The sequence below is a fragment of the Pseudomonas sp. genome, assembly GCF_050739775.1.
Lineage (GTDB): Bacteria > Pseudomonadota > Gammaproteobacteria > Pseudomonadales > Pseudomonadaceae > Aquipseudomonas.
On record NZ_JBOICA010000059.1, the window covers coordinates 1 to 22,538 of the forward strand.

A 22,538-nucleotide genomic window follows, 5' to 3' on the forward strand; every position below is an offset into this window, starting at 1 on the left:
GGAACAGGCTGGTCTGGCTGCGGGACTCTCCTTGTATGTAGGCCATAACGAAAAATGCTCCGTATCCTTCGATACGGAGCATTCTCTTAAAGGGCCGGGCAGATTGCTAGGTTTTCACACAGTCTGTGCGGGTCCCGTTTTTTTTCGCGGGGCAAGCCCGCTCCCACCGGGCTGTGTGGGCGCGGCCTTGCCCCGTAAACATGTATACACTTATACAAAAGCACCATTTAATTTCATAAAAACGACATTTCGCCCTGTTCCGGTGCGAGTGGTTCTTGGTAAAGTCAGGGAAAAATCAATAAGTCAAAATCTCTATCTGGTGAAGTGTCTATGATCGAATCCGTCGAAGACTTCCTTGCACGCCTGAAACAGCGCGACCCTGCCCAGCCTGAATTCCACCAGGCGGTGGAAGAAGTGTTGCGTAGCCTCTGGCCTTTCCTGGAAGCCAATCCGCATTACCTTCAGGCCGGTATTCTTGAGCGTATGGTCGAACCGGAACGGGCGATCCTGTTCCGTGTGTCGTGGGTCGATGACTCGGGCAAGGTCCAGGTCAACCGCGGCTACCGCATCCAGATGAGCAGCGCCATCGGTCCGTACAAGGGCGGCCTGCGCTTCCACCCGTCAGTGAACCTCGGCGTGCTCAAGTTCCTGGCCTTCGAGCAGGTGTTCAAGAACTCCCTGACCTCGCTGCCCATGGGCGGTGGTAAAGGTGGCTCGGACTTCGATCCGAAGGGCAAGAGCGACGCCGAAGTCATGCGCTTCTGCCAGGCCTTCATGAGCGAGCTGTACCGTCATATCGGTGCGGATCTGGACGTGCCGGCCGGTGATATCGGCGTGGGCGCTCGTGAGATCGGCTTCATGTTCGGCCAGTACAAGCGCCTGGCCAACCAGTTCACTTCGGTGCTGACCGGTAAGGGCATGACCTACGGCGGCAGCCTGATCCGCCCGGAAGCCACCGGCTACGGCTGTGTGTACTTCGCCGAGGAGATGCTCAAGCGCCAGGACCTGCGCATCGACGGTCGCCGGGTGGCAATCTCCGGCTCCGGTAACGTGGCCCAGTATGCCGCGCGCAAGGTCATGGACCTAGGTGGCAAGGTGATCTCGCTGTCCGACTCCGAAGGCACCCTGTTCTGCGAAGCCGGCATGAGCGATGAGCAGTGGGATGCGCTGATGGAGTTGAAAAACGTCAAGCGCGGTCGCATCAGCGAACTGGCCGAGCGTTTCGGCCTGGAGTTCCGCAAGGGCCAGACGCCATGGAGCCTGGCCTGCGATATCGCCTTGCCGTGCGCAACCCAGAACGAACTCAATGGCGAAGACGCCCGCACGCTGCTGCGCAACGGCTGCATCTGCGTGGCCGAAGGCGCGAACATGCCGACCACCCTTGACGCTGTGGATATCTTTATCGAGGCGGGTATCCTGTTCGCCCCGGGCAAGGCTTCGAACGCAGGCGGTGTCGCGGTGAGTGGCCTGGAAATGTCGCAAAACGCCATGCGCCTGCTGTGGAGCGCTGGCGAAGTGGACAGCAAACTGCACAACATCATGCAGTCGATCCACCACGCCTGTGTGCACTATGGCGAGGAGAACGGCCGGATCAACTACGTCAAGGGCGCCAACATCGCCGGCTTCGTCAAGGTTGCCGACGCCATGCTGGCCCAGGGTGTGGTCTAAACCTCGGGCTCGATGGCGACGATCTCGATCGACAGATCCCCTGCCGGTCGTCGCCACAGCACCTCGTCACCGGGCGCAGCCCCCAGCAGCGCCCGGCCCAGCGGTGACCCCCAGTTGATCAGGCCCCTCGCGGCATCAGCCTGATCTTCGCCGACCAGTTGCACCTGATGCTGCTGGTTCTGTTCATCAACAAAGGTCACCCGGCTGCCGATCTGGATTTTGTCCGAAGCGTTGGCCTTGGGGACAACCTGGGCGCTCTGCACGCGGGCGTTGAAGTAGCGCAGGTCGCGTTCAGTATCGGCCAGGCGTTGCTGGTCGGCACCTTCGCCTTGGGCCTGCAGTTCGCTGCGCAGGGCATTCAGCTCGCTGAGCCGTTGTTGCAACTGGGCTAGACCCTGGACGGTGACATAGTTGGGCTGCTCGCTGATGCTGCGCTCCACCGGCTGGTCGGCCTGGGCGGCGGCCTGGTCTTCGTTGACGAATGCTCGGCTCATCTCTCAAGCTCCAAGTTTTAAGCTGCAAGCAACAAGCTGTTGGATGTGAGACTGAAAACGCAGCTAGCCAGCACGCCACGCATTGCTTTCTCTTGCAGCTTAACGCTTGAAGCTTGCGGCTTGCTAATAGTGATACCACTTCAACTCCAGCATCACCTCATTCTGCGCCGTCGCCAACTGACTGAACTCGCGCTTGGCACTCAGGCGCAAGCCCAGGTCCCGGGACAGTTCCCACTGCTGGTTCAAGCTCAGGCTACGGCGCACTTCGCCATTGGTGAAGTAATCAGCCTTCGCCTCGACACTCAGGTTACCCAATGGATTGCGCCACAGTAGACCCGTGTTGAAACCAGCCGCCGGGGCAATGAATTCGGCGAAGTCGTTGTTGTGTTCGACCCTCACAGTAGCCAGCGCAAAACCGAGCATTTCGTCGGCCAGTTGCCAGGTACCACCCGCACCGCCATTGACGTGGCTGACCAGCACTTCGTCATCATGCTTGCCCAGCACCCGCTCAAGGCCAGCGGTCACCTGCCACGACCAGGGTTGCAGCAGGGCGTTGCGCGGCGTCAGCGAGCGGATGGTGGCCAGGTCCAGACGCTGTACCTGCCAGTCGTTGCTCTGGTACTGGCGCACCTTGAGCTGGAGGATCTCGATCTGTGCACCCAAGGGGAAGCCGTAGGCGTTGTCGTTGAGGTCGTGGTAGGCCATACGCAGGCCATATTCGGCAAAGGCGCGGTCTTCGCGGGTACCCACGCCAAGCTGCCAGGTGCGCGACTGATGGCCATCTTCAGGCAGGCCCGGGCGTTCAATGTCCAGCTCCGGCGCCGGGTTGCGGTTGATCGCCCGTAGCAGCTCGAAGCTGCGTTGGGTCCGTGCCGGATCACGCTCCTGGCCGTTGGCCCGATAGCGTTCGAGGCGGTAGGCGGCATCCTGGACCAGTGCTTGGCGGTCGCGGGGCAGGGCGGTGAATTCGGCGCTTTGCAAGTGCGCAGTATCAGCACTGACCGCCAGCACTTGTTGCTGCTCTCCAGCATCAAGCGGCTTGGCGCGCTCCAGCAGTTCGCGTTCGCGGGACGGGCGGTAGTCGATGCGCTCCACCAGGCCCGACTGCTTGACTGCCTTGACCGTGTCGGTGGGAATCGCGGTCAGGGGAAACTGTGCGGTCAAGTCCAGGCTCGGGCGGGCGACCTGGAGCAATTCGAGCAGGCGGTAGGAGCAGTTTTCGTCGAAAAAGAAGTAGTCGAACTGGATCTGCTTGAGCTCCCAGACATGTTCGACCATGCGTCCGGTTTCTTCCGGCGTCAGGTTCAGGCGGTATTCCCACAGGTCGCGGTTTTCCAGGCTGCGGTACTCGGAGAGTTTTTCCTGGTAAGGCACCAGGGCGAACAGTCCCGGATAGCCGCCCATCAGGCCTTTCCAGGCGTAGAGGATGCTGTTGTCGTTGCCTTCGATGTAGGCGCCAAAATTGATCGCGTAGCTGAGCAGGGCGGTCTGGTTGCTCTGTACGTCGGCCTGATCGATGCGCAGCAGTGTGTGGCCGAACATTGAAGAGGGGCTGTTGAGGTAGGCGGCAGGAAAGATCATCACCGCGCTATGTGGCGAGACGTCCTTGTACCACTGGGTGTATTCCTTGCAAACCGGCGCCGGCAGGTCATCGAGTTGCAGTTGTTCGCGCAGCCAGCGAGTACGTGCCGGAAACACACACTGCGCATGTTTGTCGCCCAGACTGGCCGGGGCATAGAGTGCCTGTAGCGTGGCCCGCAGCTCTTGGTCTGGATGCTGGGCGCCGTCTTGGGCGAGGAAGAAACGCCGGTCATCGACATAGCTGCGCCAGCCACCGAGTTTGGCTGTTTCATAGTGACCCAGGGATATCCAGTAGCGGTCGGCGGCCAGTTGCGCAAGGCGCGCATCATCGAACGAGGGGGCAGCCTGCAGCGGGGCGCAGGCACAGAGCGCCAGGTAGGCAAGGCGTTTGAGCATGTCGGGCAACTACGTCTGAATGATGCCGATAGAGGCAGGAAACAACCCGCCCCGGGCAAGGGCGGGTGGGCCGAGCTTAAGCCTGGGTGGCGTATTTGGCCAGGCGAGGATCGCTTTTCAGCACGGCCAGGGTGTTGTTGTGAACATCTTCGGCCGTCACGTCTGCGGTCTTGAAGATATCCTCGAAGTGCTGGTGAGTGATTGCGGCGAAGTGCGCACGGTCTTCAGGTGCGACACCAAGTACCACAGCATAGGTGGTCAGTGCTTCGCCCTGGCCCTTTGCCATATCTTCGGAAAGCTCGTTCATCATGCCGTTCATGGCGAACCAGGATTTACCGCCATAGGTCAGTGCCGCGTTGGTCGAGCAGCCGTTGGTGCCCGAGGTCATGCCGAACGTGGCGTTGCCGGAAGTGCCGTTGGTGGTGGAAGCGAGGAAGTGGGCCGGTGTGCCGCGTTGACCGTCGAACAGCATGTTGCCCCAGCCGCAGTCCGGCCCACCAGGGGCCTGGGCCATGGCGTTGAGGGAAACCGCGGTGAACAGAGTACCCAGAAGAATCCGTTTCATAGCTTTGTTCTCTTTCTAGTCGTAGATACCAAAGGTCAGGGTTGTCTGGCATATCTGTCTGAAGAGCTGCCAGGGGCGGGTCGGTTGTTTACCCAGCCGCGCAGTAATGGAGTTTAGGCACGATCTAAGGGTTCGGTGATTTATTGCCAAAAATTGCCTGAGAATATTGACGTGGAGCGGTTTTTGACCCTGCGACATATTGTGCCGATGAGCCTTGCAACACGTAGGCAGGCGGCGCCAGAATGCCGTCATCTGCCCCGCCGAAGTAAGGAAGCCCGATGCCCGATCCTGTCGCTGCGAGCCTGCGTCTTGCGCCAGAAGCCTTGACCCGGCCGTTTTCCGCCGAACAGTTCGCCTTTTCCACCACCAACGATCTGGAGCCTTTTCGCGGTGTGCTAGGCCAGGAGCGTGCTGTCGAAGCCTTGCAGTTCGGCGTCGCCATGCCGCGTCCCGGTTACAACGTGTTTGTCATGGGTGAGCCCGGTACCGGGCGTTTCTCATTCGTCAAACGTTACCTCAAGGCCGAAGGCAAGCGCCTGCACACGCCGTCGGACTGGGTCTATGTCAATAATTTCGACGAGCCTCGCGAACCGCGGGCCCTGGAACTGCCGCCGGGCAGTGCGGGTGCGTTCATCAGTGATATTGGCGGTCTGATCGACAACCTGCTGGCAACCTTCCCGGCCGTATTCGAACACCCGTCCTACCAGCAGAAGAAGAGCGCCATTGACCGCGCCTTCAATCAGCGTTATGACCGCGCTCTGGATGTGATCGAGCGCGCCTCGCTGGAAAAGGACGTGGCCCTGTACCGTGACAGCAGCAACGTTGCCTTTACCCCGATGGCCGATGGCAAGGCACTCGATGAGGCGGAGTTCGCGCAGTTGCCGGAGGCCGAGCGCGAGCGCTTCCATGAAGACATCGCCGGTCTGGAAGAGCGTCTCAATGAAGAGCTGGCCAGCCTGCCGCAGTGGAAGCGCGAGTCGAACAATCAGCTGCGTCATTTGAACGAAGAAACCATCACCTTGGCGCTCCAGCCACTGCTGGCGCCACTGTCTGAAAAGTACGCGGAGAACGCTGCCGTGTGCGCCTACCTGCAGGCCATGCAGGTCTACCTGCTGCGTACCGTGGTCGAGCAATTGGTCGATGACAGCAAGACCGACGCCCAGGCGCGCAAGCTCCTGGAAGAGCAGTACGCACCGAGCCTGGTGGTCGGCCATCACGTCAGTGGTGGTGCACCGGTAGTGTTCGAGCCGCACCCGACCTACGACAATCTGTTTGGCCGGATCGAATACAGCACCGACCAGGGCGCGCTGTACACCACTTACCGCCAGCTACGCCCTGGCGCCCTGCATCGGGCCAATGGCGGGTTCCTGATCCTTGAAGCGGAGAAGATGCTCGGTGAGCCTTTTGTCTGGGATGCGCTCAAGCGCGCCCTGCAGTCGCGCAAGCTGAAGATGGAGTCGCCGCTGGGTGAATACGGCCGCCTGGCCACCGTCACCCTCAATCCGCAGATGCTGCCGCTGAATATCAAGGTGGTGATCATCGGCTCCCGCCAGCTGTACTACGCCTTGCAGGACCATGACCCGGACTTCCAGGAAATGTTCCGGGTGCTGGTGGACTTCGACGAAGACATCCCCATGGTCGACGAGAGCCTGGAGCAGTTCGCCCAATTGCTCAAGACCCGCACCAGTGAGGAGGGCATGGCGCCTTTGAGCGCCGATGCGGTGGCGCGTCTGGCGACCTACAGTGCGCGCCTGGCCGAACACCAGGGGCGCTTGTCGGCGCGTATTGGTGACTTGTTCCAGCTGGTCAGCGAGGCGGATTTCATACGTCACCTGGCCAACGACGAAATGACCGATGCCGGCCATATCGAACGGGCGCTCAAGGCCAAGGCGACCCGCACCGGCCGGGTCTCGGCGCGGATCCTCGACGACATGTTGGCCGGGATCATCCTCATCGACACCGAAGGCGCTGCAGTCGGCAAGTGCAACGGCCTGACCGTGCTGGAAGTCGGTGATTCGGCCTTCGGTATACCGGCGCGGATCTCGGCCACGGTTTATCCCGGTGGCAGTGGCATCGTCGATATCGAGCGTGAGGTCAACCTGGGCCAGCCGATTCACTCCAAGGGGGTGATGATCCTCACCGGTTACCTGGGCAGCCGCTATGCCCAGGAGTTCCCCCTGGCGATTTCGGCGAGTATTGCCCTGGAGCAGTCCTACGGTTACGTGGACGGTGACAGTGCGTCGCTGGGCGAGGCCTGCACGCTGATCTCGGCCTTGTCGAAAACGCCGCTCAAGCAGTGTTTCGCCATCACCGGCTCGATCAACCAGTTCGGCGAAGTGCAGGCGGTCGGCGGGGTCAACGAGAAAATCGAAGGCTTCTTCCGGCTGTGCGAGGCTCGCGGACTGACGGGCGAGCAGGGCGCGATCATTCCACGCGCTAACGTCACTACCCTGATGCTCGACGAGCGGGTGCTGCAGGCGGTGCGCGCGGGCATGTTCCATGTCTATGCGGTCAGCCAGGCAGACGAGGCATTGAGCCTGTTGGTCGGCGAGCCGGCCGGTGAGCCGGATGCTGATGGCCAATTCCCCGAGGGCAGTGTCAACGCCCGAGTGGTGGAGCGACTGCGGGTGATTGCCGAGATGATCAGTGAAGAGGAGCTCAAGGAGGCCGAGAAAGAGCAGGCCGAGCAAGCCCTGGCCCAGGTCAAACCGACCTGAGTCAAATTATCGGCGCCGCAGCGGCCATGACCGCTGGGCGCCGGTTTTTCCACGCGGCAGCGGATTTCTTCTATTCTTCAAGTCAGGGAGTGTAGTCGCTACAGGAATGAAACAGCCTTGCCCGCAGGGCTGAACAAGGGTTTACCGAGGATCGCCGCCATGTCGCGCAGCCTCAGCCTCACCCGCCAATGCCTGGGCCTGGTGACCCGCATTGAATGCAGCATCCGCCCACTGGCCGGTGACAACGGCATGTGGACCCTCTTGTTTGCCGCCGGCATGGCTGGCGAACAACCTTCTGCGATCAAGGCCCAGGGGCCGTTTCATGGACCTTTCGTGGCCGAGTCGGTGCTCGATGCCATCGTCGACAGCCTGACCCTGCACGGTTATCAGCTGTCCGACGATCCGCAGATCTGGTGCGTGCATCTGCAGGCCCAACTTCGCCGGATCAATGGTGAGCGTGTTCATCACGTCGGTGATTTCCAGTTCCATCCGGAAACCTGAAGCGTCCATCCGGATTCACCTGAACACCGCCCGGCGCTGCCCCTGTGGCAGCATGCCACGGGCTTTTTCTGTCATGGCTGGCTGTTATACTCGCGCTCGCTTTATTTGCCACCTGACGAGTTTTCAATGGAACGTATTATCGAAAATGCGATGTATGCCTCGCGCTGGCTGCTCGCCCCGATCTATTTTGGTCTGTCGTTGGGCCTGCTGGCGCTGGCACTGAAGTTCTTCCAGGAGATCTTCCATGTGCTGCCCAACGTCTTTGCCCTGGCTGAAGCCGACCTGATCCTGGTGTTGCTGTCGCTGATCGATATGGCCCTGGTCGGTGGCCTGCTGGTGATGGTGATGATCTCGGGCTACGAGAACTTTGTCTCGCAGCTGGACATCGATGAAGACAAGGAAAAACTCAGCTGGCTGGGCAAGATGGACTCTTCTTCGCTGAAGATGAAGGTGGCGGCGTCGATCGTGGCGATCTCCTCGATCCATCTGCTGCGGGTGTTCATGGATGCGCGCAACATCGAGACCGAGTACCTGATGTGGTATGTGATCATCCACATGACCTTCGTGGTGTCAGCCTTTGCCATGGGCTACCTGGACAAGCTCACCAAGCACTGATCGATCCGCTCGGCGTAGTACATGACCGCCCGTCCGTTGCAAAACGGACGGGCGGTTGCGTTTTTGCCTTGTGCTTTGACGCGTGCTGTACAAAAAATGAACCGTCACTTGAAGTGCCTGCTCAACGTTGCAGTAGCGAGGTATCGCAATGAACCTTCACCAACTGAACACCGAGGCCAAGGCCGGTCATGTCGAAGAACTCAACCTGATCGCCATCGAAGGCGGCGACTTCATTCTCGAAGCACGGGTAAAAGGCCATGCCTATCCATTGTCGGATACCCACGGGCAGCGCCTGAAAGTGCATTCGGTGGTCGATGCACAGCGCCTGCTCAGCGGTTTGCCTGCCGTACCAGTGCACCTGGTGCACTGGTCGATGGATGACGAGATGTGCGGGGGCAGCAGCAGCGGTGACGGCGACTTGAAAATACCGATGCCACGACGTTCAGCCTGGTAGCTGAACTGCTTTGCCGCAGTGTGCTAGGCTGCTCGCCCTTTTCATAAAGGGCGCGGTTGTCGTGCGCCCTGCAGCGGAGCAAGCAAATGTCCGAAATCAACCTGTCTACCGACGAAACTCGCGTCAGCTACGGCATCGGCCGTCAGCTGGGTGGCCAACTGCGTGACAACCCGCCACCGGGTGTGAGCCTGGACGCCATCCTGGCTGGCCTGACCGACGCTTTCAACGGTAAAGACAGCCGCGTCAGCGAAGAAGACCTGTCGGCCAGCTTCAAGGTCATCCGTGAAATCATGCAAGCCGAAGCGGCTGCCAAGGCCGAAGCGGCTGCTGGCGAAGGCAAGGCCTTCCTGGCTGAAAACGCCAAGCGTGACGGTATCACCACCCTGGCTTCGGGCCTGCAGTTCGAAGTACTGACCGCCGGCGAAGGCGCCAAGCCAAGCCGTGACGACAGCGTGCGCACCCACTACCACGGCACCCTGATCGATGGCACCGTGTTCGACAGCTCCTACGAGCGTGGCCAGCCAGCAGAATTCCCGGTCGGTGGCGTGATCGCTGGCTGGACCGAAGCCCTGCAACTGATGAACGCCGGCAGCAAATGGCGCCTGTACGTTCCGAGCGAGCTGGCTTACGGCGCTCAGGGCGTAGGCAGCATTCCGCCGCACAGCGTACTGGTGTTCGACGTCGAGCTGCTCGACGTTCTGTAACGTTGCACTGATCCCGTAGGAGCCAGCCTTGCTGGCGATGGGCTGCATAGCGGCCCCGGATTGGCAACGCGTTGCGTTGCATCGCCGGCAAGGCCGGCTCCTACAGGATGCTGTTCAGTTCCACTCGGTCCCACCGCCAGGGCGCAACGCCCGCGCATAGCAGAACAGGAACAGGTTCCTCACCAGTTCCTTGAGCACGATCGGCTCGCTTGAATTCAAACCGTTAAGGTCCAGGTCGCCCTGATCGCGTAGTTCGTCCAGTGCTTCTTGCTCGAGCACGGCACAGACTTCGCCGGTTTCACGGTGCAGGATGCGCAGGTAGGGATGGGGGCGGTCAAGCCAGGCGTCTATCAGATAAGTCATGGCTATTCTCCTTGGAAGCGTCAAATGAGAATAATTCTTATTATCAAAATAGCAAGTGTCTATTGGCAAAAAACCGTTCAATGGTGCAGCGAGATGTTTCGAGGCTGATAGCCAGCCCCGAAACCACAGGGGTTCAGACTTTGCGGACGAATTCTGACTTCAGCTTCATCGGGCCAATGCCGTCGATCTTGCAGTCAATGTCATGGTCGCCATCGCACAGGCGGATGTTCTTGACCTTGGTGCCGACCTTGACCACCAGCGAGGTGCCCTTGACCTTCAGGTCCTTGATCACGGTGATGGTGTCGCCGTCCTGCAGGACGTTGCCCACCGAATCCTTCTTGACCGCTTCATCGCTCGCTGCTTCGGCTTCACCGGTGGCGGACCACTCGTGGGCACACTCGGGGCAGATCAGCTGGGCGCCGTCTTCGTAGGTGTATTCGGAGTTGCATTTAGGGCAGGGTGGCAAAGTGCTCACTAGGGTTCCTCAAGACGTACAGGTGCAAAACCTACATTATATAGGGTTTTGTCCGTCAGAGGTCAAACGGGCCCATCGCGCGATGGGCCGGGGGCGGGATCAGTGAGTACGGGCGACCGCGAATTCGCTCAGTTCCACCAGGGCATCGCGGTATTCGCTGGCTGGCAGCACGTCCAGGCAGGCGATGGCGCGGGCCACGTAGTCGCGGGCCAGTTGCGCGGTGTAGTCCAGGGAACCGGAGGCTTCGACCGCAGCACGGATGCTTTCGAGGTCTTCGATGCCGCCTTTCTGGATCGCCTGGCGCACCAGGGCAGCCTGTTCGGCGGTGCCTTCGCGCATGGTGTAGATCAGCGGCAGGGTTGGCTTGCCTTCGGCCAGGTCGTCGCCGACGTTTTTGCCCAGGGTTTGCGCATCGCCCTTGTAGTCGAGCAGGTCGTCGACCAGCTGGAAGGCTACGCCCAGATGGTCACCGAAGGTGCGCAAGGCTTCGCTCTGCTCAGGGCTGGCCTGGGCCAGGGCTGCGGCGCTGTGGGTCGAGGCTTCGAACAGCATCGCAGTCTTGCCGCGGATGACGTCCATGTAGACTTCTTCGGTGGTGCTGGCGTCGCGGACCTTGGACAGCTGCAGGACTTCGCCCTCGGCGATGACCCTGGTAGCCTTGGAGAGGATCTGCATGACCGGCATCGAACCCAGTTCGACCATCATCTCGAACGAGCGCGAATAGAGGAAGTCACCGACCAGCACGCTCGGCGCGTTGCCCCACAGGGCATTGGCGGTGGAGCGGCCGCGGCGCATGCCGGACATGTCGACCACGTCGTCATGCAGCAGGGTGGCGGTGTGCAGGAATTCGATGGTGGCGGCCAGCAGGCGCACGTCGTCGCCTTCGCGACCAAGGGCCTTGCCACACAGCAGCACCAGCAGCGGGCGCAAGCGCTTGCCTCCAGCTGAAGTGATGTAGTCGCCGATTTTCGATACCAGCGGTACACGCGAAGTCAGCTGTTTCTTGATAATCTCGTCAACGGCGCTGAAGTCGTCCGCTACCGCACGGTAGAAAGCTTGGGGTTGCATCGGCCACAGGTGCTCCATAAAGGTTGCGCGGCATGCTAGGTCGCGGGTCCCGGCCTGTCAAGGCGCGGTCCCCGCAGGCCGGGGGCGGGACTTGCAAGGGGCGGGCGCCTTGCGTACAATCGCGCACCCTGAACTTCCTGGGCAGCACCTGCCTTACGCAATTGCACTGGGCCGTTCCAGCCTTATGCAGCCATGCCAGCCAATACTCTTCCTATAAAGAGCTGGGTGAGCAGGATTATCGGAGAAATACCATGTACGCAGTAATTGTTACCGGTGGCAAGCAGTACAAAGTCGCCGAAGGTGAATACCTGAAAGTCGAAAAACTGGAAGTCGCCACTGGCGAATCCGTGACTTTCGACCGCGTTCTGTTGGTTGCCAATGGCGACGACGTGAACATCGGCGCTCCAGTCGTTGCTGGTGCCAAGGTTGTTGCTGAAGTGATCTCGCAAGGTCGTCACGACAAAGTGCGCATCATCAAGTTCCGCCGCCGTAAGCACCACATGAAGCGTATGGGCCACCGCCAGTGGTTCACCGAAATCAAGATCACCGGTATTTCGGCTTAATCGCCTGAATCCATTTCTGGAGAATTGAACCATGGCACACAAAAAAGCTGGTGGTAGTACCCGTAACGGTCGCGACTCAGAAGCCAAACGCCTTGGCGTGAAGATGTATGGCGGTCAGGCTATCATTCCTGGCAACATCATCGTGCGTCAGCGCGGCACCCAATTCCACGCTGGCTACGGCGTTGGCATGGGCAAGGATCACACCCTGTTCGCCAAGATCGCGGGTAAGATCAAGTTTGAAGTAAAAGGCGCCTTCGGTCGTCGCTACGTGAGCGTCGTTGCCGAGTAATCGCGCGAACGCTGGAGAAGCCCTGTCTTGCGACGGGGCTTTTTCGTTTGTGGAGTGAGTCTCTTGCAAAGCTGTTTGTATGGGCTGCCGGCGTGGGTTGTTACTGTCGTGACGGGGCCGCCGCGCTCACTTTTGCAAGAGCCTTATGTCTTTGTGTCACTCAGCTCGTCCAGCTGACGAGAGGCGGTTTTTATGAAGTTTGTTGACGAAGTATCGATCCGGGTCAAAGCCGGTGATGGCGGTAACGGTTGCATGAGCTTCCGCCGCGAAAAATTCATCGAGAACGGTGGTCCCAACGGCGGTGACGGTGGCGACGGCGGCTCGGTATTCATGGTTGCCGACGAAAACCTCAACACCCTGGTCGACTACCGTTACACCCGTCATTTCGATGCCCAGCGCGGCTCCAATGGCGGCAGCACCGACTGCACCGGCAAGAAGGGCGACGACCTGATCCTGCGCGTGCCGGTCGGCACTACCGTGATCGACTCCGCCACCCAGGAAGTCATCGGCGACCTGGTCAAGCCAGGTCAGAAGCTGATGGTGGTTCAGGGTGGCTGGCACGGCTTGGGCAACACCCGTTTCAAATCCAGTACCAACCGTGCGCCACGCCAGACCACGCCGGGCAAGCCGGGCGAGCAGCGTGACCTGAAACTGGAAATGAAAGTACTGGCCGACGTCGGTCTGCTGGGCTTGCCAAACGCCGGCAAGAGCACCTTCATCCGTTCGGTCTCGGCTGCCAAGCCGAAAGTCGCCGACTACCCGTTCACCACCCTGGTGCCGAACCTGGGCGTGGTCAGCGTCGACCGCTGGAAGAGCTTCGTCATCGCCGACATTCCCGGTCTGATCGAAGGCGCCTCCGACGGTGCCGGCCTGGGTATCCGTTTCCTCAAGCACCTGGCGCGTACCCGTTTGCTGCTGCACCTCGTCGACCTCGCGCCGCTGGATGAAAGCAGCAGCGCCGATGCCGCCGAAGTGATTGTCAACGAGCTGACCCGCTTCAGCCCGTCGTTGGCCGAGCGTGACCGTTGGCTGGTACTGAACAAGACCGACATGCTGATGGACGACGAGCGTGACGAGCGCGTCAAGGAAGTGGTCGAGCGTCTGCAGTGGGAAGGTCCGGTCTATGTGATCTCGGCCATTTCCAAGCAGGGCACCGAACAGCTCAGCCGCGACATCATGCGCTACCTCGAAGACCGCGCCGACCGCCTGGCCAACGACCCGGCTTACGCCGAAGAGTTGGCTGACCTCGATCAGCGTATCGAAGACGAAGCCCGTGCCCAGCTGCAGGCGCTGGACGATGCTCGCGCCTTGCGCCGCAGCGGCGTCAAGAGCGTGCACGACATCGGCGACGACGATGACGATGATTGGGATGATGACGACGAAGACGGTCCGGAAATCATTTACGTGCGCGACTGATTCGTTGCAGTACACTAAACGCCGCTCTCTGGAGCGGCGTTTTAGTATCTAAAGATCTATATAGGTTGGAAGAAGATGCGGAGCAAGGTGACGGGTGCGCAGCGCTGGGTGGTGAAAATCGGCAGTGCCCTACTGACAGCGGATGGCAAGGGCCTGGATCGCGCGGCCATGGGGGTCTGGGTCGAGCAGATGGTGGCGTTGCATGAGGCAGGTGTTGAACTGGTATTGGTATCGTCCGGGGCGGTTGCCGCCGGGATGAGCCGCCTGGGCTGGGCCAAGCGACCGAGTGCGATGAACGAGCTGCAGGCCGCGGCTTCGATCGGCCAGATGGGGTTGGTGCAGGCCTGGGAGTCGAGCTTTGCCGAGCATGGCCGGCACACTGCGCAGATTCTTCTGACCCACGACGACCTCTCCGACCGCAAGCGTTACCTCAACGCCCGCAGCACCTTGCGCACCCTGGTGGAGCTGGGCGTGGTGCCGGTGATCAACGAGAACGACACGGTGGTCACTGACGAAATCCGTTTCGGCGACAATGACACCCTGGCCGCGCTGGTGGCCAACCTGGTCGAGGCGGACCTGTTGGTGATCCTCACCGACCGCGACGGCATGTTCGATGCCGACCCACGCAACAACCCTGATGCGCAGTTGATCTACGAAGCCCGTGCCGACGATCCGAGCCTGGATGCGGTGGCCGGTGGCACCGGTGGCGCCCTGGGCCGTGGCGGCATGCAGACCAAGCTGCGTGCCGCGCGCCTGGCCGCCCGCTCTGGCGCCCACACCATCATCGTCGGTGGGCGTCTGGAGCGCGTACTCGACCGCCTCAAGGCCGGTGAGCGTCTCGGCACCCTGCTGTCACCTGAGCGCGGCATGCTTGCTGCACGCAAGCAATGGCTGGCCGGACACCTGCAGACCCGTGGCACCCTGGTGCTGGACGATGGTGCGGTGAAGGCGTTGCGCAAGGACAACAAGAGCCTGTTGCCGGTCGGGGTCAAGACCGTCCAGGGTAGTTTCCGTCGTGGCGAAATGGTGGTTTGCGTGGGGCCTGATGGTCTGGAGGTCGCCCGCGGCCTGGCCAACTACAGTGCCCTCGAGGCGCAGAAAATCATCGGACAGTCGTCTGAAGCGATCGAAGGCTTGCTGGGCTATATCGCCGAGCCGGAGCTGGTGCATCGCGACAACCTGATTCTGGTCTGAGGAAACAACCGTGCTCAAAGGGATAGTGACAGCCGCGCTGCTGGCATTGCCGGTGTTGGCATCGGCCGAGGAAATCGGCCAGGTGTCGACCGTGTTCAAGTTTGTCGGGCCGAACGACCGTATCGTTGTTGAGGCCTTCGACGACCCGAAGGTGGAAGGGGTGACCTGCTACCTGTCGCGGGCCAAGACCGGTGGCGTGAAAGGCGGCTTGGGCCTGGCTGAGGACCGTGCCGAAGCCTCGATCGCCTGTCGCCAGGTGGGGCCGATTCGCTTCAAGGAGCAGCTCAAGGACGGTGACGAGGTGTTCAAGGAGCGCACCTCGCTGGTGTTCAAGACCATGCAGGTGGTGCGTTTCCTCGACAAGAAGCGCAACACCCTGGTCTATCTGGTGTACTCGGACCGCCTGATCGAAGGCAGCCCGCAGAATGCGGTGACGGCGATTCCTATCTTGCCGTGGGCCCAGTAAGACCGAGTTGACCCCATCGCCGGCAATGCCGGCGATGGGGTCTGAAAGGCCCCCAAAGAGGCCTCAGACAGAAGCTTCTTCCTCTTCCTCCCGCACTACCGCCTTCTCCGCATCCCGGCGGCTGATGTACTTCCAGTCCGCCTCGTCGATGTAGATCCCGTTCGGCCCGCTACCCCCTTCCAGGTCGATGGCGACATGCGCCGAGACCTGCGGCTTCACGCTCGCCAGAATCGGTACGAAGCCCAGTTGCAGGCTGGTTTCCAGCAGTGCGGCCTGGTTGCGTTCGTCGATGTCGGCTGCTTCGTCGAGGTAGTACGGCAGGCGCACACGACCGGCCAGGTCGCGGTCCATCAGGTGCAGCAACAAATACATGTTGGTCAGCGCCTTGATGGTCATGGTGGTGCCGTTGGATGCCGCACCGTCGATGTCGGTGTGGATCACCGGCTGGCCACCGACCTTGGTGATCTCGAAGGCCAGCTCGAACAGGTCCTTCAGGCCCAGCTGGTTGTGGTTGGCCGCTACCAGTCGCGCCAGGTATTCCTTGGCCTCTTCGTTCTTGTTGTCCTGTTCGGCACTTGCGCTGAGGTCGAACACCGACAGGGTCTCGCCTTCTTCGTACTGGCCGGCGCTGTGGATGATCTGGTCGATGTGCTTGAGCGCTTCCTTGTTCGGTGCCAGAACAATACGGAAGCTCTCCAGGTTGGACACCTGACGCTTGTTGATCTCGCGGTTGAACAGCGCCAGCTGGTGCTCGAGGCTGTCGTAGTCGCTGCGGATGTTACGCAGGGTCCGGGCGATGTCGGTCACTGCCGCGCGGCGCGCCTTGCCCAGGGTCAGGGCTTCTTCAGTGCGGTGCGAGTAAGCGTTGATCAACAGCTGCAGGCGGCGCTCCATGTCGTCTTCGCTGTCGAACTTGGCCACGCCCTTGAGGCGTACCTGGGCATACAGCGCTTCGATCTGGCCGTCGACCCGCAGCAGGCCTTGCCAGCTGTCCTGGTAGTCGTTGAGCAGTGGCAGCAGGTTGTCCATGGAGTCGTCGACCGGCTCCATGAACGGCGTGCCGAACGGCAGGTCGGCCGGCAGCAGCTGGCGGCGGCGCAAGGCGTCGTCGAGGGTGCGTTGCTTGGCTTCCATGTCGGCGATCTGGCGGCCGACCAGTTGCAGCTTGGCCGACAGTTGCTGGACGCGCTCGGTGAAGGCATCGCTGGAGCGCTTCAGTTCGTCCTGGGCGGCTTCCATCTGCGCCAGTTGTTCGAGCTTGTCGCCTTCCTCGGCGGCCAGGGTCTGGCTGCGGCGGAAGTCTTCCAAGGCCTTTTGCGCGTCCAGTACCTGCTGGTACAGGGCTTCGGTCTGGGTCTTGCTCGCGGCGCGGTCGGCGGCCACGGCTTGCTGGGTCTTGAGCTGCTTGAGCTCTTTCTCCAGGCGTTCCTTCTGGTCGCGCAGGGCGGCACGGTCGGCCAAGGCCTGCAGGGCTGGCGGCTCGATGTGCGACAGGTCGATCGACAGACCCGGGGCCTCGAAGCGTTCGCCCTTGAAGCCGTCGAGCACCGCTTCCAGGGATTTGACCCAGACGTCGCTGTCATCCAGTTCGATACCGCGCTCGCCCAGTGGCAGGCTGAACAACGCACCGTTGAACAGGCGCATCAGGCGTTCGACGTCCTGCTGCGAGAACTCTTCGCGCAAGCGGGCGTAGCTGTTGTTGTCGGCATGGTCGAGCTGCTGCTTGACCGACTTGAGGCGTTTTTCCAGGTCGCGCAGACGCTCCTCAAGGTCTTCGGCGCTGAACTGGCGGGATTGGGCCAGGGCACCGGCGAGTTCGTCGTGGGCGTCCTTGGCGGCCAGCAGTTGCTGTTCCAGCACCTTGACGTCATCGACCAGGGCAAAGCGGTGCTTGAGCACCGACAGTTCGCCGAGCCAGCGCTGCACACCGGTGATTTCGCGTTCCAGGCGCATCAGCTCCTGGGTGCCGCCGCGCTGGTCGTTCTGCAGGCTGTCCTGTTCGTTCTTGTAGTGTTCGGCCTGGATCACCAGCTCTTCTTTACGGGCACTGGCGTAGTCCTGCCAGGTGCCGAGCAACGAGTCGAGCAGTGGCGACAGGCGATGCAGCTTGCCACGCAGGATGTCACGCTGGGTCACGCCATTGGCCAGGGCCTCGACCAGCGGGCCGGCAGCGACCAGCGAGTTGTAGTCCTGCTCCATGCGGCGCACATCGCGGAAAGCCTCTTCGCAGGCGGCAATGTAATCGACGCTGCCTGAGCGCAGACTGTGCTCGAAGGCATCGAGGAACAGCTGCTTGAGCTTGGCCGCGGTGATTTCACGCATGTGCAGCAGGTTGATGAATAGTGCGCGGAAGGTCTTCAGGCTCTGCTCGCTGGTGGAGCGCAGCGGGATCAGGGTGAGGTCCAGCGGGATCGAGGTGTGGCCACCGACCAGCAGGCGACGCAGTTCGTCGGGTTTGAGCTCGTAGGCTTTGAGGCCATTGCGCTCGAGGTTGCTGAACAGTTCCTTCTGGCGCAGGCAGGTGTCGTCTTTCTGGTAGTGCGCCAGGTCCAGCTCGCCGGCATAGGCGAAGAACTGGTGACCGAAACCGCCGCCCGGGCCGCGACCGACCACGCCGATCACGTGTGGGCCGTGGGGCAGGTTGACCTCGCAGAGGATGTAGCTGGTGTCGCTGGCGAAGTAGAAGCGGCGCGACTGCTCGAGGCTGTACTTGCCGAAGCTCATGTCCGACATGCGTGCCAGGATCGGGAACTGCAGGGCGTTGATCGAGGCACTCTTGCCCAGGTTGTTGGCACCGTAGACCGACAGCGGGTGTTCCAGGGGGAACAGGCCGAGGCTGTAGCCGGCAGTGTTGAGCAGTGCGAAGCGGCGAATGCCGTAGCGTTCCTGGCTCATGCGTCAATCTCCTGTTGCTCTTCGGCGATGGCTCGGGCCAAGGCGTCTTCTTCGCTTTCTTCGAACGGGCTGAGGTCAAGCGGGTCGTCGGTGCGGTTCAGCTCTTCGGGATTCTCTTCCTCGACCAGCACTGGCGTTGGCAGCGGCAGTGCGCTGTGCAGGCTGGCGGCCAGGTCGCGGTCCTGCTGGACCGACAGGCAGACATCAAGGAAGCGGTGCATCGGCGGCAGGAAGCGGTAGATACCGTTTTCCTCGTGGGCAAAGCCGAGCTGGGTCATGCGGCGCATGATCTTTTCTTCCAGCTCGTCGGCGGTTTGCACTTCGGCCTGAATGAACAGATCGCGGTACTTCTCCAGCATCGACGGCAGTTCATCACGGCCGAGGCTGCCGCCATCGAGGACCGACATCGGATCACGGCCCTGGTCGGCCAGGTGCTCGACCAGGATGAAAGTAAACAACGACAGGCGCTGGGCGGTCTTGTTGACCTGCGCGGCGGCCAGGTCCGGGACGAAGTAGTAGAAGCCGCGGGTGTCGCACACCAGCTCGAAGCCCAGGGCCTTGAACAGGCCGCGGTACTGGTCCTGGAAGTTCGACAGTTGGGCGTACAGCTCCGGGTCGCGGCGGCTGATATGGAAGCCCTTGAACAGCTCACGGAAGATCGGTGCGAGCTGAGGCAGTTCGGAAAGATCAAGATGCATGGGCAGGGCTCGCAGTAGGCTCGGGCGATGGTTCGCGGCGCGATGTCAGGGCGAAGGAGCGCAGGCTGACCAGGTGTTCGCGGGTGGTGTATTCGCGGCGTTCGAGGCGCTCGCGGCTAAAGCGCTTTTCTCGCGACAGGCGCGAGAACCAGTACAGCAGTTCGTCGGTGGCGCCTTCGGGCTCCTGGTCCAGCAGCCAGACCATCAGGTCCGGCAATGGCAGGGCGCCTTCGCAGCGCTCGAGCATTTCCTTGACCGTGCGCGGTGCCCGCGGGGCCTCGCCCTTGTGGCTCTTGTGGGCCTTGGGGAACTTGGCCGGCTTGGGTTCGAAGCGCGCCAGGGCATACACGTAGGCTTCGACCTGGCTGGCACTGCCAAGGAAGGTGCTTTGCGGCCGGGTGAACATCGGCATGGCCGCCTGGGGGACGGCGTCCAGGCCTTTGCGGCGGATCACCGAGAGGGCCAGGGCGGCACCACGGGTCACGGCGTTGTGGCGGCGGGCTTCTTCGCGCAGCGGCAGCAGCAGTTCGCGGGCATGGCGCAGGGTCAGCTGGGCGCTGGTCTGCATCTCGAGGATGCGCGCGTGGGTGCGCAGCAGCATGTCGTCATCGACCAGGTGGCCCAGGCGGGCCTGCTCACCGAGCAAGCGCAGCAGCACGGTTTCAACCTTGCGCACGCCCTGTTCGAAGGCGCCATCGGCGTTGACCAGCTGGATCATCGGCTCGACGTACTCGTCCCAGGTCGCCAGGACCTCGGCGTAACGCTGGCGCAGCGGGATCTGGCGGTCGCTGGTTTTGGCCCGTTCGGCCACGGCGACCAGGGCCTGCTCGTCGTTGTCGAGTTTTTTCAGGACATCGCGCACGCGCATGTCGAGCAGGCGCAGCTGACGCGCCAGGTCGTTGCCATCGCGAATCTCGAAGGCGTCCTGGATGTGCCCGGCCAGGCGCTCCAGGTGGCGCAGGTAGGCCTCGATCTCCAGGCACAGGCCCAGGCGGTGCTCGCGGCGCAGGTAGGCGAGGAAGTCGTGGATCTGCGCATTGAGCTCGAAGCGGTTGGGGCTTTTCGCCACCGGCACCAGGATATCCAGGCGGATCCAGACGTCAAGCAGGCTGGTGATGTCCTGGGGCGTGCTCTCCAACTGCTGGTTGGCCAATTGCTGGCGCAGTTCGGCGAGGCTCAGGGTGCCCCCGTCGAAGCGCTCGCACAACGGCTCAAGCAAGGCCCAGTGTTCGGCTAGGGCGCGCAGGACGCGCTTGGGTTCGATCATTGGCGGGTCGACTCGTTGCCAAATAAAAGCGCCGATTGTACTGCATCACGTGCCTGTCGATTCACCCCTGATCGTTTGATCCTGCTGTCGGGCGGTTTTCTGCCGATCAACAGCGGCGCCGAACGGCGAACAACGTTAGAATATTGGTCCTGACTTATCCACAGATGGCCGATCCTTCTTGTTAATCGAGTCCCGCCGCCGCGCTTACCTCAATGCCATGCAAGTGGTGCACTGGCTGCCGCGTACCGAACTGCCGTTCGCCGCCCCGTCGCGCCCGGAGCTGTTGCTGCCGCTGGCGCCTGAGGTGCTGCCCGAGTTCGATGCACCGCAAGCGGAGCCGGCGCGGGTGGCGGTCAATGCGCCGGCGGCGCGCAGTGGCGAGCGAGCGAAAATCGAGATCCCGCGCCCTGGCAGTACGCCCAAGGTCGCCAGCAAGCCAGCTGAAGAGGCTGAAGCGGCCCCGATAGTGGCCAAGCCCATACCGGTACCGCCGCCGCGCTTCGCCCTGCAACTGCTGCGTGCCGGCAGCTGCCTGCTGTTGGTGGAATTGGCTACCGGCCAGCCGTTCCAGAGCCGTGACCCCTCTTACCTGTTGCTCAAAGACATGCTGCGCGCTGCCGGATTGCCCGACAGTCCGCAGATCATCGGCGAGCCGGTGCGTTGGCCGTTGCTGGTGCGCGGCAATCTCGACCAGGGGCCGCAGGCGGCCACCGATTTCGTCCAGGGCTTTATCCAGGCCCGGCTCGAAGAAGCGCCTTGTGTCTGCCTGTGGCTGATCGGCCTGCCTGCCGTGCGTTTTGCCGGTGAAGCGGATGCCGAAGCTTATTACCGCGAGTTGCCGGTTGAAGGGCTGGGCACTGCCTGGGCCTTGCCGGGCCTCGAACTGTTGATGGACGAGCCGCAGCGCAAAGCGGACGTCTGGCAAGCCATGCGCCGGCTGATGGCGCGCTGGAAACCAAGCGATGAGTGACACGATCAATTTCCGCCGGATGACCGAAGCGGATCTGGATGCTGTACTGAAGATTGAATACGCCGCCTTCAGCCACCCCTGGACCCGGGGGATTTTCCTCGACGGGCTCAAGTCCTATGAAATCTGGCTAATGTTCGAAGGCGAGCAGCAGGTGGGCCACGGCGTGATCAACGTGATCATCGACGAAGCGCACCTGCTCAACATCACCGTCAAACCGGAGAGCCAAGGCCGTGGCTTGGGCCTGCGCCTGCTGGAAGCGCTGATGAAGCGTGCCTACGAGCTGAATGGCCGTGAGTGCTTCCTTGAATTGCGCGCCAGCAACCAGTCGGCGTATCGCCTGTACGAGCGCTACGGCTTCAATGAAATCGGTCGACGCCGCGACTACTATCCGGTTGCCGGTGGCCGTGAAGATGCGCTGGTCATGGCCTGTACCTTGATCGAATGAACGAGCGTCACTGTAGCCAGGCAATGTCCAACTGATGAGAGGCGAACATGCACGATCTACAAGAACTGATTGATAACAACGCACGCTGGGCCGATGCGATCAAGCAGGAAGATCCGGATTTTTTCGCCAAGCTTGCCCGGCAACAGACACCTGAATTCCTCTGGATCGGTTGTTCCGACGCACGGGTGCCGGCCAACGAGATCGTCGGCATGCTGCCGGGCGATCTGTTCGTTCACCGTAATGTCGCCAACGTGGTGCTGCACACCGACTTGAACTGCCTGTCGGTGATCCAGTACGCGGTGGATGTGCTCAAGGTGAAACACATCCTGGTAACCGGGCATTACGGTTGCGGTGGTGTCCGGGCATCGATGCAGGACCGGCAGTTGGGTCTGATCGATGGCTGGCTGCGCTCGATCCGCGACCTGTATTACGAGAAGCGGGTGGAGCTGGCGCAACTGGCGACCGAAGAGGAGCGGGTTGATCGCCTGTGCGAGCTGAATGTGATTCAGCAGGTGGCCAACGTCGGTCATACCACCATCGTCCAGAATGCCTGGCACCGTGGTCAGAGCCTGTCGGTGCATGGTTGTATCTATGGCATCAAGGACGGTCGCTGGAAGAGCCTGGACGCGACTATCAGTGGCCTGGATCAGTTGCCGCCGCAGTATCGCTTGCGCCCGCAAGACTAAGTCAGCCCAATCGCGGGGCAAGCCCGCTCCCACCGGTGGGAGCGGGCT

24 protein-coding genes are annotated in these 22,538 nt (G+C 61.6%); 15 read left to right on the forward strand and 9 right to left on the reverse strand.

What is annotated here, in order from left to right; genetic code table 11:
• Both ACRESH_RS22360 and gdhA read left to right on the forward strand, forming a co-directional pair.
• Window positions 1–334, forward strand: a 334-nt coding sequence (locus ACRESH_RS22360) for a hypothetical protein (RefSeq protein ID WP_431744023.1), incomplete at its 5' end; no start/stop codon positions are given.
• On the forward strand, window positions 331–1,668 hold the full coding sequence (gene gdhA / locus ACRESH_RS22365; RefSeq protein ID WP_431744024.1) for an NADP-specific glutamate dehydrogenase: 1,338 nt from the start codon (window positions 331–333) through the stop codon (window positions 1,666–1,668). The genes ACRESH_RS22360 and gdhA, both read left to right, overlap by 4 nt.
• On the opposite strand, the gene ACRESH_RS22370 is transcribed toward gdhA, so the two are convergent.
• The 3 genes from ACRESH_RS22370 to ACRESH_RS22380 form a co-directional block, all read right to left on the reverse strand.
• Window positions 1,665–2,162 carry a GreA/GreB family elongation factor gene (locus ACRESH_RS22370; RefSeq protein ID WP_431744025.1) on the reverse strand — a complete coding sequence of 166 codons (498 nt, stop codon included), beginning with the start codon at window positions 2,160–2,162 and terminating at the stop codon, window positions 1,665–1,667. The two genes, gdhA and ACRESH_RS22370, sit on opposite strands and share 4 nt — an antisense overlap.
• Before the next feature lie 123 nt (window positions 2,163–2,285).
• Window positions 2,286–4,139 (reverse strand): DUF4105 domain-containing protein, encoded by a 1,854-nt coding sequence (locus ACRESH_RS22375; protein WP_431744026.1) that lies wholly within the window; start codon window positions 4,137–4,139, stop codon window positions 2,286–2,288.
• A gap of 76 nt (window positions 4,140–4,215) precedes the next feature.
• Window positions 4,216–4,704: a DUF3015 domain-containing protein gene (locus ACRESH_RS22380; protein WP_431744027.1), complete on the reverse strand. Its 489-nt coding sequence runs from the start codon at window positions 4,702–4,704 to the stop codon at window positions 4,216–4,218.
• A gap of 278 nt (window positions 4,705–4,982) precedes the next feature.
• On the opposite strand from ACRESH_RS22380, the gene ACRESH_RS22385 reads away from it, so the two are divergent.
• From ACRESH_RS22385 to ACRESH_RS22405, 5 genes are all read left to right on the forward strand, one after another.
• Window positions 4,983–7,421 carry a Lon protease family protein gene (locus ACRESH_RS22385; RefSeq protein WP_431744028.1) on the forward strand — a complete coding sequence of 813 codons (2,439 nt, stop codon included), beginning with the start codon at window positions 4,983–4,985 and terminating at the stop codon, window positions 7,419–7,421.
• A gap of 159 nt (window positions 7,422–7,580) precedes the next feature.
• Window positions 7,581–7,922, forward strand: a complete 342-nt coding sequence (locus ACRESH_RS22390) for a hypothetical protein (protein WP_431744029.1) — start codon at window positions 7,581–7,583, stop codon at window positions 7,920–7,922.
• A gap of 126 nt (window positions 7,923–8,048) precedes the next feature.
• Entirely contained in the window at window positions 8,049–8,537 is a 489-nt protein-coding gene (locus ACRESH_RS22395; RefSeq protein ID WP_412038502.1) for a TIGR00645 family protein, read from the forward strand.
• Between the two features lie 148 nt (window positions 8,538–8,685).
• Window positions 8,686–8,991 (forward strand): DUF6482 family protein, encoded by a 306-nt coding sequence (locus ACRESH_RS22400; RefSeq protein WP_431744030.1) that lies wholly within the window; start codon window positions 8,686–8,688, stop codon window positions 8,989–8,991.
• Between the two features lie 86 nt (window positions 8,992–9,077).
• A complete protein-coding gene (locus ACRESH_RS22405) occupies window positions 9,078–9,695 on the forward strand; it encodes an FKBP-type peptidyl-prolyl cis-trans isomerase (protein WP_412038504.1) in 618 nt (205 codons plus the stop codon).
• Between the two features lie 114 nt (window positions 9,696–9,809).
• Here the strand turns inward: ACRESH_RS22405 and ACRESH_RS22410 are convergent, their stop codons facing one another.
• The 3 genes from ACRESH_RS22410 to ACRESH_RS22420 form a co-directional block, all read right to left on the reverse strand.
• Window positions 9,810–10,058, reverse strand: a complete 249-nt coding sequence (locus ACRESH_RS22410; protein ID WP_431744031.1) for a PA4570 family protein — start codon at window positions 10,056–10,058, stop codon at window positions 9,810–9,812.
• 133 nt (window positions 10,059–10,191) lie between these two features.
• Window positions 10,192–10,533, reverse strand: coding sequence for a zinc ribbon domain-containing protein YjdM (locus ACRESH_RS22415; protein WP_431744032.1), 342 nt, complete (start codon window positions 10,531–10,533; stop codon window positions 10,192–10,194).
• A 99-nt stretch (window positions 10,534–10,632) separates the two neighbouring features.
• A complete protein-coding gene (locus ACRESH_RS22420; RefSeq protein ID WP_431744033.1) occupies window positions 10,633–11,601 on the reverse strand; it encodes a polyprenyl synthetase family protein in 969 nt (322 codons plus the stop codon).
• Window positions 11,602–11,852: 251 nt separating this feature from the next.
• Between ACRESH_RS22420 and rplU the strand changes: the two genes are divergently transcribed.
• From rplU to ACRESH_RS22445, 5 genes are all read left to right on the forward strand, one after another.
• Window positions 11,853–12,164, forward strand: a complete 312-nt coding sequence (gene rplU / locus ACRESH_RS22425; protein ID WP_431744034.1) for a 50S ribosomal protein L21 — start codon at window positions 11,853–11,855, stop codon at window positions 12,162–12,164.
• A 31-nt stretch (window positions 12,165–12,195) separates the two neighbouring features.
• Window positions 12,196–12,453 (forward strand): 50S ribosomal protein L27, encoded by a 258-nt coding sequence (gene rpmA, locus ACRESH_RS22430; protein ID WP_010225698.1) that lies wholly within the window; start codon window positions 12,196–12,198, stop codon window positions 12,451–12,453.
• A 192-nt stretch (window positions 12,454–12,645) separates the two neighbouring features.
• Window positions 12,646–13,869: an Obg family GTPase CgtA gene (gene cgtA, locus ACRESH_RS22435; protein ID WP_431744035.1), complete on the forward strand. Its 1,224-nt coding sequence runs from the start codon at window positions 12,646–12,648 to the stop codon at window positions 13,867–13,869.
• Window positions 13,870–13,944: 75 nt separating this feature from the next.
• Entirely contained in the window at window positions 13,945–15,063 is a 1,119-nt protein-coding gene (proB, locus tag ACRESH_RS22440) for a glutamate 5-kinase (protein ID WP_431744036.1), read from the forward strand.
• Window positions 15,064–15,073: 10 nt separating this feature from the next.
• Window positions 15,074–15,529 (forward strand): CreA family protein, encoded by a 456-nt coding sequence (locus tag ACRESH_RS22445; RefSeq protein ID WP_107023755.1) that lies wholly within the window; start codon window positions 15,074–15,076, stop codon window positions 15,527–15,529.
• 63 nt (window positions 15,530–15,592) lie between these two features.
• Here ACRESH_RS22445 and mksF read toward each other — a convergent pair whose 3' ends face one another.
• From mksF to mksB, 3 genes are read right to left on the reverse strand one after another with little or no spacing between them, the layout of a single operon-like run.
• Window positions 15,593–18,424: an Mks condensin complex protein MksF gene (gene mksF / locus ACRESH_RS22450; protein ID WP_431744037.1), complete on the reverse strand. Its 2,832-nt coding sequence runs from the start codon at window positions 18,422–18,424 to the stop codon at window positions 15,593–15,595.
• Window positions 18,421–19,122, reverse strand: coding sequence for an Mks condensin complex protein MksE (gene mksE, locus ACRESH_RS22455; protein ID WP_431744038.1), 702 nt, complete (start codon window positions 19,120–19,122; stop codon window positions 18,421–18,423). The genes mksF and mksE overlap by 4 nt, the downstream gene beginning before the upstream one ends.
• Window positions 19,112–20,389: an Mks condensin complex protein MksB gene (mksB, locus tag ACRESH_RS22460; protein WP_431744039.1), complete on the reverse strand. Its 1,278-nt coding sequence runs from the start codon at window positions 20,387–20,389 to the stop codon at window positions 19,112–19,114. Before mksB ends, mksE begins: the two co-directional genes overlap by 11 nt.
• A gap of 178 nt (window positions 20,390–20,567) precedes the next feature.
• Between mksB and ACRESH_RS22465 the strand changes: the two genes are divergently transcribed.
• The 3 genes from ACRESH_RS22465 to can are packed head-to-tail and all read left to right on the forward strand — an operon-like array spanning window position 20,568 to window position 22,490.
• Window positions 20,568–21,359, forward strand: a complete 792-nt coding sequence (locus tag ACRESH_RS22465; RefSeq protein ID WP_431744040.1) for an energy transducer TonB — start codon at window positions 20,568–20,570, stop codon at window positions 21,357–21,359.
• Window positions 21,352–21,804, forward strand: a complete 453-nt coding sequence (gene rimI, locus ACRESH_RS22470; RefSeq protein WP_431744041.1) for a ribosomal protein S18-alanine N-acetyltransferase — start codon at window positions 21,352–21,354, stop codon at window positions 21,802–21,804. The genes ACRESH_RS22465 and rimI overlap by 8 nt, the downstream gene beginning before the upstream one ends.
• Before the next feature lie 47 nt (window positions 21,805–21,851).
• Window positions 21,852–22,490 (forward strand): carbonate dehydratase, encoded by a 639-nt coding sequence (gene can, locus ACRESH_RS22475; RefSeq protein ID WP_431744042.1) that lies wholly within the window; start codon window positions 21,852–21,854, stop codon window positions 22,488–22,490.
• Window positions 22,491–22,538: the final 48 nt, after the last annotated feature.